Source organism: Delftia tsuruhatensis NBRC 16741, assembly GCF_001571325.1.
GTDB lineage: Bacteria > Pseudomonadota > Gammaproteobacteria > Burkholderiales > Burkholderiaceae_C > Comamonas > Comamonas tsuruhatensis.
This window is the reverse complement of the sequence record NZ_BCTO01000025.1, coordinates 21,851-36,769: the sequence shown is the minus strand read 5'-3', so window position 1 is coordinate 36,769 and position 14,919 is coordinate 21,851. Positions and strand designations below refer to the sequence as shown.

The following is a 14,919-nucleotide window of genomic DNA, read 5'->3' as shown; positions in this document are numbered from 1 at the left end:
CTCATTCGAAAAGATGGTTCACGGTCACCGACTCGCCCTTGGTGACCGTGATGGTCTTGGTCACCGTAGAGGCCGCACCCGGGTTGCTGATGTCGATGCGGTACTCGCCCTCCGGCAACTCCATCTGGGTCAGCGGCGGGCTGGTCCGTGCCGGGGCGCGGTTCACGGAGACATAGCCCCAGGGCACGACCCTGAACACCACCTTGCCTGTGGCCGCTGCGGGCTTGGCGGGGCGGGCTTCGGTCTTGGGCGGCTCGGTGGGCAACGGCTCGGGCACCGCGGCCACCGTGACGGGGGCGACGGGCGCCCCTTGCTCGGGCTGGGAAGGGGGGAGTTCAGCCAGCGCGGCCTGCTCCGGCGGGGTCATCGGCTGCACCTGCTCCGTGGAGGCCAGCGAGGCCTCGTTGAGCAACTGCTTGAGCAGCGCCTGGGCCTCGGTGCGGTGCTGTCCTTCGGGGAAGCTGTCCAGGTAGTCCTGCAGGCGGGCCAGGCTGGACTGGCTTTGGGCCTGCTGCCAGGCCAGGCTGTCGCGCGCCGCCAGGGTCTTGGCACGGGCCTGGTCCTGGGAATGGTCGTACCACAGCACGCCGCCGCCCGCGATGGCCGCCAGCACCAGGGCGCCGATGGCCATCGGCACGGCCATGCTGCTGCGCCTGACCTTGGGCACTGCCTGGACGGCAGCGACCGGAGGCTGCACCCCTGCGGGCGCGCCCTGAACGGCGGGTGCGGAGGCGGGCTGTTGGGATGCAGGCGCCTGCGCCTGCACCGGGGGCTGCGCAGGCTGAGCGGGGGGCAGTGCCTGGTCGATGTCGATGTACGGACCGTTGTCCAGGCCCATGGGATCGGCGGCAGATGCCTGAGGCGTCATCTGGGGCGCGGCTGCGGCTGCAGATGGCTGGACAGGGCCGCCTGTTGCCAAACCCCCAGGCGCGGTGGGAGCGGGCGGCACCGGTGCGACCGTGGCGACAGGAGGGACCGCAGGCACGGGCATGACCGTGGTCGCGGGCGCTGCCTGCGGCGCTGCTGCAGGAACGAAGATTTCCGTGATCGGCACGAAGCGCGGCGCCTGCACGGCTGCCGACTGGGTGGCCATGGCGGCCTGTACGGACGCAGGCGGCGTGATCGGGATGTAGATGGGGCTGGGTTCCCCCGGCGCAGGCGCTGCCCGGGCGTCGGTGGACAGGCCCAGCAGGCTGCGCAGCTCGGCAATGGACTGGGGGCGATCCTGGGGGCGCACCGCCAGCGCCCGTTGCATGCCCTGCAGGAAAGCGTCGGAGTAGCCCGGGACCTGTTCGGAGGTCAGCGGCTGCATGGGATCGGTGACCATGCGCGCGACCGAGGTGGCCGGGATGCGGCCCGTGGCGGCCTGGTGGATCAGTGCGCCGACCTGGTAGATGTCCGTCCACGCGCCCTGGGGCATGGCGCCGTCGTCCACGTATTGCTCGATGGGCGCAAAACCGGGCTTGAGCACCATGGTCAGCGCCTGGGTCATGTCGCCGATGATGCGGCGCGCGGCGCCGAAATCCAGCAGCACGGGGCTGCCATCGCGCTGCACGAAGATGTTGTCCGGCGCGATGTCGCGGTGGAAGCAGTCCTGCGCATGCAGCACTTCCAGCACGTCCAGCAAGGGGATCAGCAGCGCGCTGAGCCCGGCCTGATCCATGCGGCCGGACGATGCCTTCAGCACCTGGCCCAGCGTCTGGCCCTCGTAGTGGCGCATCACCATGTAGGCCGTGCCGCCGGCTTCGAAGAAGCGGTAGACATGCACCAGGGTGGGGTGGGAGAAGCGCGCCAGCAGGCGGGCCTCGTTGATGAAGCTGCGCAGCCCGGCGTCGAAGGCGCCACGGTGCTGCGAGCGCACATGCACCTGATGGGAGCTTTGCCGTCCGGCCAGTGCCGAAGGCATGTACTCCTTGATCGCGACCTCGCGGTCCAGCGAGAGGTCACGGGCCTTGTAGACGATGCCGAAACCGCCTTCGCCGATGACATCGAGCACGCGGTATTCGCCAATCTGGACACCTGCCGGAAGGCAGTTGGTCGAACATGCTGCTTCGCTATCCATGCAATCCCACCCAAGATGTTGTTTCACACGCTGGCGGGCGAGGTCTGTCGCAGTGCCAGGGTGCCGAATCTGTTCGAGGCCACACAAAGCCGGCATCGCACCGGCAATCTGTCTATGCAACCGCTGGTTTTCCTCGATCAGCCAATTGTCTGAAGCCGGGGGCCAAAGACGAACGTCATGGACTCGTCATGAATACAAGATCGTATTTCAATCGGACTCCGAATGCGGCGTGAGTGTAGCTTGAGTTCTGCAAAAAGCCATGACACGTATCGAATGGATAAGCGATGGATACATTTTTTTTCAGATGTATCGGCCGTAACAATTCAGTCGGGCCAATTGTTTGTATTTTTCCGATCTTATCCACTATCATCGCGGCTCCAACAAAGGAGGGCGGTTCACGACAGTGAGGATTGCAGGCGATTGTCAATACATTCCTTGACCATCCAGGGTATGCGCCGCACTGATCTGAATCACATGTTCAGTGAATCGGTTTCGTGCGCTCTGCCCGGGAGTGGTTTTCCCCTTTGTTCGCGTGTGAACCATCCGATGCAGTCGGTCTATTGGGTTGCATGCGAACGTTTAATCCATTAATTCGAGAGGTGTGCAATGTCCGTTGATATGTTCATGAAGGTCGAGGGCGCCAGTGGCGAATCCCAGGATTCCAACCACAAGGGCTGGACCGACATCGACTCCTTCACCTGGGGCGCGACCCAGCCCAACACCATGGCCAGCGGCGGCGGTGCCGGCGCCGGCAAGGTGAGCTTCCATGACCTGAACGTCATCGCCAAGGTGGACAAGTGCTACCCCGCCGTGCTCAAGCACTGCGCCACGGGCAAGCACCTGGGCCAGGTCGACATCTCGCTGTGCAAGGCCGGTGGCTCGCAGATCGAGTTCACCAAGATCACCCTGACCGACGTCATGGTGACGAACGTGACCGTCAGCGGCGCCAACTCCTCTGACACCGTGACTGTCAACTACTCGTTCCAGGCTGCCAAGGTCAAGACCCAGTACTGGGAACAGACCAACCAGGGCGGCAAGGGCGCCGAGAGCCAGATGGGCTTCAACATCAAGGAAAACCGCGAAGCCTGAGTCTTCTTGCGCAGGCTTGCTGCTGCGGCAAACCCGCGTCGGATGCATCCGGCGTGGGTTTGCCGTGGATGCGCGGGAATATGGCCTCCATCCATCGATGGAGGCTTTCCAGTATGGAAAGCTGGAATCGAGCGGTGGATGGAATATCGGGCAGGACGTGCCTTGTCTCTGCACGCGCAAGGCCGCTGCTAGCAGATTCACATGTCAGTTCCTTGACAGAAAGCCGCCTTCCATTCCTGTCAGAGGCTGAATGCCTCAATATCTTGCAATATTTAACAAATACACAAACCCATGGCCGCAGGCATGGGGAAATTGATGTGCTCGTTGCACCAGGTGTGTGCAGAAACTCTCTGGAAAAAATGGATTGGCGCAAATATGCGCAGGATTACCGCGAGTGGGTTCCTGTTGGTGTTGGTCCAGTCACTTTGAATGCCTGGTGTCGGGGGCTGCCAAACGCTGTGGTGCGTATGGCCTTTGCGGCGGCAAGTCGCGGAGCATACACGAAGATCGGCCGTTGTCGAGGATATTCTTGTAGGTCCAATTATTAAAACGCAATTCGTTTCTTTATTAAATCCCACTGCCAACTTGTGTACAAGAAAGAGTACTAAATGCGTGAATGGACCATTGCCCATTGCCTGATCGCAAATCAGGCAATGGTATTGCTGCTACGGTCGGCGTATACCCTGTCTTCGGCCATGCGCGAGTCCGGTGTCGAAGGCAAGGCCTGGCCCTTCTTCAGGGCTCCGGGCATGTCGTTGCCAGGCCTTGGCGGCGGCCAGCGGCGAGGCCTGCGTGCTCCAGCGGGCGCGGCAGTCGCATGAGCATCGCGGTTGTTTCCTCGCCGGTGTGCGAGACGCGCCAGGGGCCTGCAAGCAGCGCGCATTCGCTGGCTGCGCAGATCTACACCTGCCTGAAGAACGACATCTTCGATTTCCGCCTGCTGCCTGGCGACCGTTTCAGTGAAGGCGAGATCGCCACGCGCATGCAGGTCAGCCGCACGCCCGTGCGCCAGGCGCTGTTCTGGTTGCAGCGCGATGGCTATGTGGATGTGCACTTCAAGAGCGGATGGCAGATCAAGGCCTTCGACTTCAAGTACTTCGAGGATCTGTACGAGGTGCGCACCCTGATGGAGACCAGCGCCGTGGCCAGCCTGGTGGGCGAATCGCTGCAGTCATTGCAGCCGCTGCGCGAAGTCTGGTGCGTGCCCGAGGAGCAGCGCGAGACCGACCCCGCCGTCGTGGCCTCGCTGGACGAGGCCTTCCATACCGGCCTGGTGGCCGCGACCGGCAATCAGGAGATGGCGCGCATCCACCTGGACATTACAGAGCGCATCCGCATCATCCGCCGCCTGGATGTGATCAAGCTGCCGCGCGTCTCGGCAACCTATGACGACCATGCCGCCATTCTTGCCGCCATCGAGGCCGGCGATGCCGCGCTGGCCCAGTCCTGCCTGAAGCAGCACATCGCCGACAGCCGTGCCGAGGTCAAGCGCATCACCTTCTACATGCTGCAGACGGCGCGCGAGCGCTACGGAGCCCTGCAGCAGACGGCTTGATGGTCGGGATGTGTGGAACGGGCCTCTTCGGAGGCCCTTTTTCATGGGCGCACGGGCCGCTGGGCGAAGGCGGGCGTGCATCCGGCCCGGCAAAGGCTGCAAGTCGCGGGTAAGCGGCCCGCTTATCCCTGCATTGCGGCGGCGGCGTCCCGGTAGTCTCCCTGCCAAACCGTGGACGGGCCCTGCGCCCGCACCATCCGCAAACTTACAGGGAAGAGAACATGAGCATCAGAACCGACAACCTGAATGTGCAAAGCCTGTTGGCCCGAGCCCAGTCCAGGCTCAACAGCAGCACCACGGCGCAGACGGCTTCGGACTCGGCCATCAAGAAGAGCGATGCGCAGGCCGGCGCCACGAAGACGGACAGCACCCAGACGGAGACCACCGAAGCGGAGAAAGTCCGCAAGCTGGCGCCTTCGCTGTCCAAGGCACACGAGCGCATTGCGGCCCAGGCCCAGGCGGGCTCGACCTCGCTGTCGGCGCTGGGGCAGTTCAAGTCGTCCCTGGTGGATCTGGCCACGGCGGGCAAGGAGATGGCAGCCCTCACGGCGACCAGCACCACCCAGTCGGTCCAAGGTGCGCTGGAAAAGCTGGTGGCGCGCTACAACGCCAGCGCGGCCAAGGGCAATGCCAGCGCGGCCGCCGGCTCCACCACCGATGTGGGGGCCACCCGCGCGCTGCGCGAGCTGCGTGCGGCCATCATGAGTGTCACGGGCAGCGCGACTTCGCCCAGCCTGGGCAGGATCGGCATCGTCCAGCGCCAGGACGGCACGCTGGCGGTGGACGCCAAGGCCCTGGAAAAGTCCATGGCCACAGATCCCGCAGGCGTGACCTCGGCCCTGGCCGGCATTGGCAAGGCGGTGGAAAACAGCGCCAACGATGCACTGTCCACGGGCAGCCGCCTGAGTTCGTCCATGGCAAGCCTGGGCGACCGGGTCAAGGCGCTGCAGCAGCAGCAAAGCGCCGTGGTGGCGACGGCCGAGAAGCTCGGCGATTCCCTGGTCGGCTCGGCCAACTGGAATCGCATGGTGCTGGACGCCTACCTCAAGAACTAGTTTTCGCCGCGTTTCCGTCCCGCATCCTGTTTCCCCATCATGAAAAATCTGCGCATAGGCCTTCGTCTCGGAGGCGGTTTCACCATTCTTTTGCTGATCATGCTGCTCATCAGTGTCACCAGCATCGTCAGCATGGGGCACATGGCCCGCTCGACCACGGAAATCACCGAGGTAGCCCTGGCCAAGGAGCGGATGATCAGCGACTGGTTCCGCAACATCCACTCGGGTTCGCGCCGCACAACGGCCATTGCCAAGAGCAGCGATCCCTCGCTGGCCACCTTCTTCGCCGAAGACGCAGCCGAGTCCTCGCGCCAGTCCAGCAAGCTGCAGGACCGCATCGAGCCGCTGCTGCAGACCCAGGAGGAAAAGGACATCTGGGTCGAGATCAAGAAGGCGCGCGCCGGCTATCTGGCGGGCCGCGACGTGGTGACCAAGGCCAAGGCCGAGGGCCGCGCCGAAGACGCCGAGCGCCTGTTCACCCAGCAATACCAGCCCGCCACGCAGCGCTATATCGACATGGTCCAGCGCCTGCTGGACATGCAGCGCGCGGCCATCGACAGCTCCGCCGCCGATGTGCTGGTGCGCTTCTCGGCCAGTCGAGCTGCCATCATCACGGTGGTCTCGCTGGCCTTCGTGCTGGGCGCGCTGGCCGCCTGGTGGATCACGCGCGGCATCACCAGGCCGCTGGCCGAGGCCCTGCGCGTGGCGCGCACCGTGGCCAACAACGACCTGACCAGCCGCATCACCGTTGATTCGCGCGATGAAACGGGCCAGTTGCTGCAGGCGCTGCGCCAGATGAACGACAACCTGGCCCAGGTCGTGGGGCAGGTGCGCTCGGGTGCCGACAACATTGCCACGGCTTCGGGCGAGATCGACGCGGGCAACCAGGACCTGTCCTCGCGCACCGAGCAGCAGGCCAGCTCGCTGGAGCAGACGGCCGCTGCCATGGAGGAGCTGACCAGCACGGTCAAGCAGAACGCAGAGAACGCGCGCCAGGCCAATCAGCTGGCCGCTTCGGCGTCGCAGACAGCCGTGCAGGGCGGCAAGGTGGTGGCGGGCGTGGTGGACACCATGGGCGGCATCAGCGAGTCCAGCCGCAAGATTGCCGACATCATCGGCGTGATCGACTCCATTGCCTTCCAGACCAACATCCTGGCGCTGAACGCCGCCGTGGAAGCGGCGCGCGCCGGCGAGCAGGGCCGCGGCTTTGCCGTGGTGGCCGGTGAGGTGCGCGCGCTGGCGCAGCGCAGCGCCTCGGCGGCCAAGGACATCAAGGACCTGATTGCCGACTCGGTCTCCAAGGTGGAGGCGGGCACGCGCCAGGTGGCCGAGGCCGGACGCACCATGGATGGCATCGTGCAAAGCGTGCAGCAGGTCAGCGACCTAGTGGCCGAGATCACCGCCGCCAGCCAGGAGCAGAGCAGCGGCATCAACCAGGTGCACCAGGCGATTTCCCAGATGGACACGGTGACACAGCAGAATGCGGCGCTGGTCGAGGAGGCGGCCGCTGCAACCGGCTCGCTCAAATCCCAGGTGCACCAGCTGGCCGCTGCAGTGAGCGTATTCCGTATCGAGGGCGTGGCGTCCGCTCGTCCGGCGGTGGCCCCAGCCCCGGCCCCTGCCGGGCGTGCACAGCCTGCGGCAGCGCAGATGCGCGCTCCTGCCAGGCCGCTGGCCGCGCCTGCGGCGTCCCCGGGCGCACCCGCCGCCAAGCCTGCAGCCGCCAAGCTGCCGGCCTCCCGGCAGTCCGTGCCTGCCACTGGCAAGGACGATGGGGACTGGACCTCGTTCTGAGCCCGGCCAGGTTACTTGGGGGCGCCCAGCTCGTACTTGGAGCCCTCTCCCTGGCCGTCGGTGATGGCGGCGGCCTGGCCGGCGGCCGGATTCACGCCGCCTGCATCTTCCTTGTTGGTGGCACCTGACCCGCTTGCCGGTTCAGACGCCCGGGCGGGCAGCGGCGCGGCAGCCGGCAACGGCTCATGCGGGTCGCCCTTGGCATGGGGCATGACCTGCTCGGCCGTGATCACGGGCTGGCCCAGCAGGGGCTTGTCCGGTGGCGGCTGGTTGAAGCGCGGCACTTCGGCCATGGGAAATCCCGCGCGCTGCGACGAGGTCTCGCCCGAGCAGGCGGCCAGCGTCAGCAAAGAGCTTGCGGCGACGCCCAGGGCCAGCCGTCTGGCAAGTGTCGTGGCATGCACAAATTCATGGGGCATGGTTGTTCTCCGGTGGTCTATCTTCCGGCCGACATGCTCCCACGCGCCCAGGTCTGGTGGCGTAGGTCCATGCCGGATTCCCGGTCGCCGACCACCGCAATCCTTGCTCAGGGCTGGCTGCCGCTGGCCTTCCACGATCCGTCGGACTGCTTGCAGAACCAGAAGCGCCAGTTTTCCGAGGTCTTTTTCAGGCGCACATCGGCCGACAGCAGGCGGCAGCTTCCGGCCGTCCCGGTCTGCACGGTCTGCTGCGGCTGCAAGGCCAACGTCACGCGCTGGTTGGTTCGGTTCGGGCCGCTGGTCCATTCGGTCACGGAGCCGTCGGCGGCCTCGTTGAGCACCTTGGCCACGGCGGCCTTGGCATCGGGCAGGTCCCTGGCGGGAATGCGCGCGGCGACGGTGTCGTTGAGGAAGATCGAAGCCGCAGCGCTGGCGCTGGTGGACACCAGCGAAGCGGCAGCGGCCAGCGATGCGACGGTGATGGCAAAGGTTTTCATGCAATGGGTCCTGGAAAGTGGGCCGACGCCCGCAGCGGGGTGCCGGAAGGAGAGTATCGGGCCATGTTAACGGCTGCAATGGCGCCTGCGGGCGTCGCGCGCCGCCGAAACCAGCGCAAGCTGCGCCACAGTGCTGCCGAGGGCTGCGCAAAACGTTTACAGTCCTTGGCGGATTTCCCCGTCCCTTCCTGCCAGAAACTCCACTGCATGCCACGATCCTCCCGCAATCAGAGCACCCAGCGCTTTGCCATTCCATGGACACTTGTTGCCGGCTTTGGCGCGGCGGCACTGGCCACCCTGGTCATTGCCTTCGTCAATTTCAGGGCGTCTGAGACGCGAGGCCAGGCCGTGGTGGCCATGGACCGCACGACACTGGCCATGCGCCAGCTCAGCCAGCTCAATGCTTCGCTCAAGGACGCTGAGACCGGGCAGCGCGGTTTTCTGCTCACGGGCGACCCGGCCTACCTGCAGCCCTACCAGCAGGCACGCGATGTGCTGATGCAGCAGCTGGAGGCGCTCAAGGCGCGCACTTCCAATGACTCCGACCAGCACCGGCTGCTGGCGCAGATCGAGGAGATATCGGCCCAGAAGCTGCGCGAGCTGCAGGAGACCATAGACCTGCGCAAGTCCGGCGATCTGGACGCCGCCATGGCCCTGGTGCGCCTGGACGTGGGCAAGAACGCCATGGACCGGCTGCGCGAGCTGATCGACGACCTCTACACGCACCAGACACGGGAGCTGGCCCAGCGTCGCCAGCTGTGGGTGGAGGCATCCACCACCTCGACCTACTATTCCTGGGGCGGCTCCCTCATCCTGCTGGGCCTGATCCTGGCATCGGCCGCGCTGACGGTGCGCGAGTACCGCGTCAAGGCGCGCCAGTCGTGGGTGACGTCCGGTCTTTCCGGCCTGGGGCAGCAGTTGCAGGGAGACCACCGGCTGGAAGACCTGGGCCAGAAGGCGCTGGAGTACCTGGCCAACTATTTGCGTGCCGATGTGGGCGCCGGCTATGTGGTGGACTGCGCCGATGGCGGGTTGCGCCTGTTCGGCGGCTATGCCCTGCCGCGCGAGCGACTGCAGCAAAAGCTGCTGCCCGGCGAGGGGCTGGCGGGCCAGGCGGCCGCGTCGCGCAAGCTGCTGCATGTCAGCGATGTGCCTGCCCAGCATTTGCAGATTTCCTCGGGCACCGGCCAGTCCAGCCCCTTGCAGCTGATGCTGGTGCCCGCCATGGAAAACGGCGAAGTGTTCGCCGTGATCGAACTGGGCTTTCTGCGCCCCGTGGGCGAAGCCGAGCGCAGCCTGCTGGAGCGCGCCTCCGAATCGCTGGCCGTGGCCATTCGCTCGGGCCTGGACCGTTCGCGCCTGGAGACCTTGCTGGAGGAAACGCGCCGCCAGTCGGAAGAGCTGCAAGCCCAGCAGGAAGAGCTGCGCGTGAGCAACGAGGAGCTGGAGCAGCAAAGCCGCATCCTGCAGGAGTCGCAGACCCAGATGGAGCACCAGCAGACCGAGCTGGAGCAGACCAATGCCCACCTGGAAGAGCAGACCCAGCAGCTGGAGTACCAGCGCGAGCAATTGCTGCGCGCCCAGGGCGCGCTGACCGACAAGGCCCGCGAGCTGGAGCTGGCCAGCCAGTACAAGAGCGAGTTCCTGGCCAATATGAGCCACGAACTGCGCACGCCGCTGAACTCCACCCTGATCCTGGCCAAGCTGCTGGCCGACAACAGGCCGGGCAATCTGCAGGCCGAGCAGATCAAGTACGCGCAGACCATCCACGCCGCAGGCAGCGACCTGCTGGCGCTGATCAACGACATCCTGGACCTGTCCAAGATCGAGGCCGGCCAGGTCACCGTGGTCGCCGAGCCCGTGACCATTGCCACTGCGCTGCAGACGCTGATGGAGCCGCTGCGCCCGATTGCCCGCGAAAAGGGCCTGGAGCTGTCCTGGACCGTGGACCCGGGCGTGCCCGCCACCATGCAGACCGATCCCATGCGGCTGGCCCAGGTGCTCAAGAACCTGTTGTCCAACGCGCTCAAGTTCACGGCCAAGGGCTCGGTGGGCCTGCAGGTGTCCTGCGCGCCCCAGGGCATGCTGTCTTTCGCGGTGCGCGATACCGGCATCGGCATTGCCGAGCAGCAGCAGCAATTCATCTTCGATGCCTTCCGCCAGGCCGATGGCAGCACGCACCGCAAGTTCGGCGGCACGGGCCTGGGCCTGTCGATATCGCGTGATCTGGCGGGGCTGCTGGGCGGCACGCTGACCGTCTCCAGCACGCCTGGCCAGGGCAGCGTTTTCACACTGACCGTGCCCGTGAGCCTGGAGTCGGCCGAGTCCGGCCCGGCCACGGCCACGACTGCCGCACCGCAGCCTCAGCCGCAGGGGCTGCGAGAGGCCTTGGCAGCGTCGTCCGTGCCCGTGCTCGCAACGGCCAACGTTGCGCCCGCCGCACCTGCGTTCGCGCCGCCCATGTCGCCTGCCATGGCACCTGCCGCGTCGGCGGCAACGGACGCCCTGCGCAAGAGGGGTCAGAGCGGGCGCCGCATCCTCGTGATCGAGGATGACCTGCGCTTCGCGGACATCCTGTCGGAGCTGGCACGCGAGATGGATTTCGAGTGCGACGTGGCCAATACGGCGTCCGACGGCCTGTCCATGGCGGCCGACAATCAGCCCAACGCCATCGTGCTCGATATCAACCTGCCCGATTTCTCGGGCCTGGGCGTGCTGGACCAGCTCAAGCGCAACCCGGCCACGCGCCACATTCCCGTGCACGTGGTCTCGGTCGCGGACTATTCGCAGGAAGCCATGGGGCGGGGTGCCGTCGGCTACGCGCTCAAGCCCGTCAAGCGCGAGGAACTGGTCCACGCCCTGCAGCGGCTGGAGGCCAAGTTCACCCAGGACCTGCGCCGCGTGCTGGTGGTGGAGGATGACGAGCGCCAGCGCGAGAGCGTGCGCCACCTGCTCAGCCGCAGCGATGTGGACATCGTCTGCGCGGGCACGGCGGCCGCCGCGCTGGATCATCTGCGCGGCTCCACATTCGACTGCATGGTGATGGACCTGAACCTGCCTGACATCAGCGGCTACGAGCTGCTGCAGCGCATGACGGACCAGGACGATGTTTCCTTCCCGCCTGTCATCGTCTACACGGGCCGGGCGCTGTCGCGCGATGAAGAGCAGCAGCTGCGGCGCTTTTCCAAGTCCATCATCATCAAGGACGCGCGCTCGCCCGAGCGCCTGCTCGACGAGGTCACGCTGTTCCTGCACCAGGTGGAGTCGGAGCTGTCGGCCGAGCACCGCCAGATGCTGCAGGTCGCGCGCAGCCGCGAGTCTGCGCTGGAAGGGCGCACGGTGCTGGTGGTGGAAGACGATGTGCGCAACGTGTTTGCGCTGTCCAGCATCCTGGAGCCCACGGGCATCCGCGTGGAGATCGCGCGCAACGGGCGCGAGGCGCTGGAGGCGCTGGAGTCTCGCGGCGCGGCGCAGGCCGGTATCGACCTGGTGCTGATGGACATCATGATGCCCGAGATGGATGGCTACACCGCCATGCGCGAGATCCGCAACCGGCCGCAATGGCGCCGCCTGCCCATCATCGCCCTGACCGCCAAGGCCATGAAGGACGACCAGGAGAAATGCCTGGCCGCCGGTGCCAACGACTACATCGCCAAACCGCTGGACGTGGAAAAGCTGCTGTCGCTGGTGCGGGTGTGGATGCCCAAGTAGCAAGGAGGACGCGATGCCTCAGCTGAAAAATAGCCCCCACGCTCCCCTTGCTGCGCAAGGTCCGCTGCCCCCCAAGGGGGCCGCTTTTCATCTTGGGGCGGCCCGGCGATGAAAAAAGCCCGCACCGCCGACATCGAGCAGCGCCTGCTGATCGACGCCATCTACCACCGCTACCACTACGACTTCCGGGGCTATGCCCAGGCCTCGCTCAAGCGGCGCCTGCAGACGGCCCTGGTGCAGTTCGGCTGCCAGACGCTGTCGCAGCTGCAGGACCGCGTATTGCACGATGCAAGCGTGTTCCCGGCGCTGCTGGAATACCTCACGGTCCAGGTCAGCGACATGTTCCGCGACCCGAGCTATTTCCGGGCGCTGCGCACCGAGGTGGTGCCGCTGCTGCGCACCTATCCCTCGCTCAAGGTCTGGGTGGCCGGCTGCAGCGCGGGCGAGGAGGTGTATTCGCTGGCCATCCTGCTGGAGGAAGAGGGCCTGCTGGACCGCACCCTGATCTATGCCACCGACATCAATCCGCATGCGCTGCGCGCGGCCGAGCAGGGCGTGTTCGACATGTCGCGCGTGGCGGCCTTCACCGACAACCATGCGCGCTCGGGCGGGCACAGCTCGCTGTCGCACTACTACACGGCGCGCTACGGCCGCGTGGTCTTCGACAAGGGGCTGCGGGAGCACATGGTGTTCTCCGACCACAGCCTGGCCACCGACAGCGTGTTCGCCGAAATGCACCTGGTGTCCTGCCGCAACGTGCTGATCTATTTCGAGCGCGAGCTGCAGGACCGGGCGCTGGGCCTGTTCCGCGATGCGCTGTGCCATCGCGGATTCCTGGGGCTGGGCTCCAAGGAGTCGCTGCGGTTTTCAGGGCATTCGGAGGCCTTCGAGGACTTCGTGCTCGAGGACCGCATCTACCGCAAGAAGGCCGGGCTGTGATGCCCGTGATCACGAACACACCCGCCTCCGACGCCGCCACAGCCTACGAGGCCATCGTGATCGGCGGCTCGGCCGGCGCGCTCGATGCGCTATCGGTGGTGCTGCCCGCGCTGCCGGCCAGCCTGCGCGCCTCGGTGCTGGTGGTGCTGCACCTGCCGCGCGATCGCCGCAGCCTGCTGGCCCAGCTCTTCGGCCCGCGCTGCGCCGTGCCGGTGCGCGAGGTGCAGGACCAGCAATGGATCGAGCCTGGGTGCCTGTACTTCGCCCCGGCCGACTATCACCTGCTGGTGGACAGCGGCCCCCGGCTGGCGCTGTCGCTGGATGCGCCCTGGCATTTTTCGCGGCCCTCCATCGACGTGCTGTTCGAGTCCGCTGCGGATTGCTATGGCGAGCGGCTGCTTGCGGTGCTGCTGTCCGGCGCCAATGACGACGGCGCGCAGGGCATGGCCAGCGTGCACGCCGCCGGTGGCCTGGCCGTGGTGCAGGCGCCCGACGGCGCCCGCATGCCCACCATGCCGCTGGCGGCGCTGGCCCGCGTGCCGCAGGCCCAGGCGCTGGCGCCCGAAGGCATTGCCTCCCTCATTGCATCGCTGCACCGCCAGGGAAGGCTTTGAATGTCCAGCCGGCACGCCCCCACAAGACTAAATACCGAGAGAGAATCCATGCCCCATACAGATCGCGTCAAATGCTTGATCGTCGATGACATCGCCGAGAACCTGATCGCCATCGAGGCGCTGCTGCAACGCGACGGCATCGAATTCCTCAAGGCCCAGTCCGGCCCCGAGGCGCTGGAGCTGCTGCTCAACCACAGCGACGTGGCCCTGGCCCTGCTGGATGTGCAGATGCCCGAGATGAACGGTTTCGAGCTGGCCGAGCTGATCCGCGGCAGCGAGCGCACGCGCCATATCCCGCTCATCTTCATGACGGCCGGCTCGCGCGAGCACAACTGGCAGTTCCGTGGCTATGAGAGCGGCGCCGTGGACTTCCTGTACAAGCCCATCGATCCCCACATGCTGACCACCAAGGCCAATGTGTTCTTCGAGCTGCACCAGCGCAAGCAGGCACTGGCCCATCAGTTGCAGGAACGCACCGAGGCGCTGCGCATCAACGAGATGTTCATGGCCGTGCTCAGCCACGACCTGCGCACGCCGCTGCAATCCATCAAGGCCGCCGCCACGTTGCTCACGCGCCAGCCCGATACGGGCAAGGTGGCCAGCATGGCCGAGCGCATGCTCAGCAGCAGCCAGCGCATGTCGCGCATGATCGAGGACCTGCTGGACGTCACCCGCATCCGCCAGGCGGAAGGCCTGCCGCTGTCACCGCGGCCTACCAGCTTGCAAGCGCTGCTGCAGCGCACGCTGCAGGAAGTGGAGACGGGTTTTCCGCAGCGGCGCCTGGACAGCGAGATGCTGGGCAATCTCGATGGCACCTGGGATGGCGAACGCCTGTGCCAGGTGCTCACCAATCTGGTGGGCAACGCCATGCACCATGGCGATCCGGCGCAGCCTGTGCAGGTGACGGCCGATGGCAGGCAGGACCATTGCGTGGTCATCACGGTGCGCAACGGCGGCACCATTCCTGCGGAGCTGATGCCCACCCTGTTCAACCCGTTTCGCGGAGGAGAGCGCAAGCCGGGCCAGCACCAGGGCCTGGGCCTGGGGCTTTTCATCGCGCACCAGATCGTGCGTTCGCACAACGGGCGCATCGATGTGCACTCCGCCGATGGCGTGACCAGCTTCAGGGTGGAGTTGCCGCGCGAGATGGCAGCGGGAGGCTCCAAGGCCGTGCTGTGACGGCG

At 66.1% G+C, this 14,919-nt stretch carries 12 protein-coding genes; 9 read left to right on the top strand and 3 right to left on the bottom strand.

Annotation, left to right across the window (positions count from 1 at the left end):
- Position 1 precedes the first annotated feature (1 nt).
- Positions 2-2,062, bottom strand: coding sequence for a serine/threonine-protein kinase (locus DTS01S_RS13570; protein WP_061287865.1), 2,061 nt, complete (start codon positions 2,060-2,062; stop codon positions 2-4).
- A 606-nt stretch (positions 2,063-2,668) separates the two neighbouring features.
- On the opposite strand from DTS01S_RS13570, the gene DTS01S_RS13565 reads away from it, so the two are divergent.
- The 5 genes from DTS01S_RS13565 to DTS01S_RS13550 all read left to right on the top strand — a co-directional run bounded on the left by DTS01S_RS13565 (position 2,669) and on the right by DTS01S_RS13550 (position 7,555).
- Complete coding sequence (locus DTS01S_RS13565; RefSeq protein ID WP_016446977.1) at positions 2,669-3,151, top strand: Hcp family type VI secretion system effector; 483 nt, start codon at positions 2,669-2,671, stop codon at positions 3,149-3,151.
- A gap of 608 nt (positions 3,152-3,759) precedes the next feature.
- Complete coding sequence (locus DTS01S_RS30455; protein WP_139223830.1) at positions 3,760-3,972, top strand: hypothetical protein; 213 nt, start codon at positions 3,760-3,762, stop codon at positions 3,970-3,972.
- Complete coding sequence (locus DTS01S_RS13560) at positions 3,969-4,706, top strand: GntR family transcriptional regulator (RefSeq protein WP_034367171.1); 738 nt, start codon at positions 3,969-3,971, stop codon at positions 4,704-4,706. Before DTS01S_RS30455 ends, DTS01S_RS13560 begins: the two co-directional genes overlap by 4 nt.
- A gap of 221 nt (positions 4,707-4,927) precedes the next feature.
- Positions 4,928-5,761, top strand: a complete 834-nt coding sequence (gene fliD / locus DTS01S_RS13555; RefSeq protein WP_034367174.1) for a flagellar filament capping protein FliD — start codon at positions 4,928-4,930, stop codon at positions 5,759-5,761.
- Between the two features lie 39 nt (positions 5,762-5,800).
- Positions 5,801-7,555: a methyl-accepting chemotaxis protein gene (locus tag DTS01S_RS13550; protein WP_061287864.1), complete on the top strand. Its 1,755-nt coding sequence runs from the start codon at positions 5,801-5,803 to the stop codon at positions 7,553-7,555.
- An 11-nt stretch (positions 7,556-7,566) separates the two neighbouring features.
- Here DTS01S_RS13550 and DTS01S_RS13545 read toward each other — a convergent pair whose 3' ends face one another.
- Together DTS01S_RS13545 and DTS01S_RS13540 are read right to left on the bottom strand one after the other, a co-directional pair.
- Positions 7,567-7,974, bottom strand: a complete 408-nt coding sequence (locus DTS01S_RS13545; RefSeq protein ID WP_034367181.1) for a hypothetical protein — start codon at positions 7,972-7,974, stop codon at positions 7,567-7,569.
- Between the two features lie 107 nt (positions 7,975-8,081).
- Positions 8,082-8,471, bottom strand: a complete 390-nt coding sequence (locus DTS01S_RS13540) for a hypothetical protein (protein WP_061287863.1) — start codon at positions 8,469-8,471, stop codon at positions 8,082-8,084.
- Positions 8,472-8,678: 207 nt separating this feature from the next.
- Between DTS01S_RS13540 and DTS01S_RS13535 the strand changes: the two genes are divergently transcribed.
- From DTS01S_RS13535 to DTS01S_RS13520, 4 genes are all read left to right on the top strand, one after another.
- Positions 8,679-12,182 carry a response regulator gene (locus DTS01S_RS13535; RefSeq protein ID WP_034367184.1) on the top strand — a complete coding sequence of 1,168 codons (3,504 nt, stop codon included), beginning with the start codon at positions 8,679-8,681 and terminating at the stop codon, positions 12,180-12,182.
- A gap of 108 nt (positions 12,183-12,290) precedes the next feature.
- Positions 12,291-13,121: a CheR family methyltransferase gene (locus tag DTS01S_RS13530; protein WP_016446970.1), complete on the top strand. Its 831-nt coding sequence runs from the start codon at positions 12,291-12,293 to the stop codon at positions 13,119-13,121.
- A complete protein-coding gene (locus DTS01S_RS13525) occupies positions 13,121-13,735 on the top strand; it encodes a chemotaxis protein CheB (RefSeq protein ID WP_061287862.1) in 615 nt (204 codons plus the stop codon). Before DTS01S_RS13530 ends, DTS01S_RS13525 begins: the two co-directional genes overlap by 1 nt.
- A gap of 48 nt (positions 13,736-13,783) precedes the next feature.
- Positions 13,784-14,914 (top strand): hybrid sensor histidine kinase/response regulator, encoded by a 1,131-nt coding sequence (locus tag DTS01S_RS13520; RefSeq protein WP_016446968.1) that lies wholly within the window; start codon positions 13,784-13,786, stop codon positions 14,912-14,914.
- Positions 14,915-14,919: the final 5 nt, after the last annotated feature.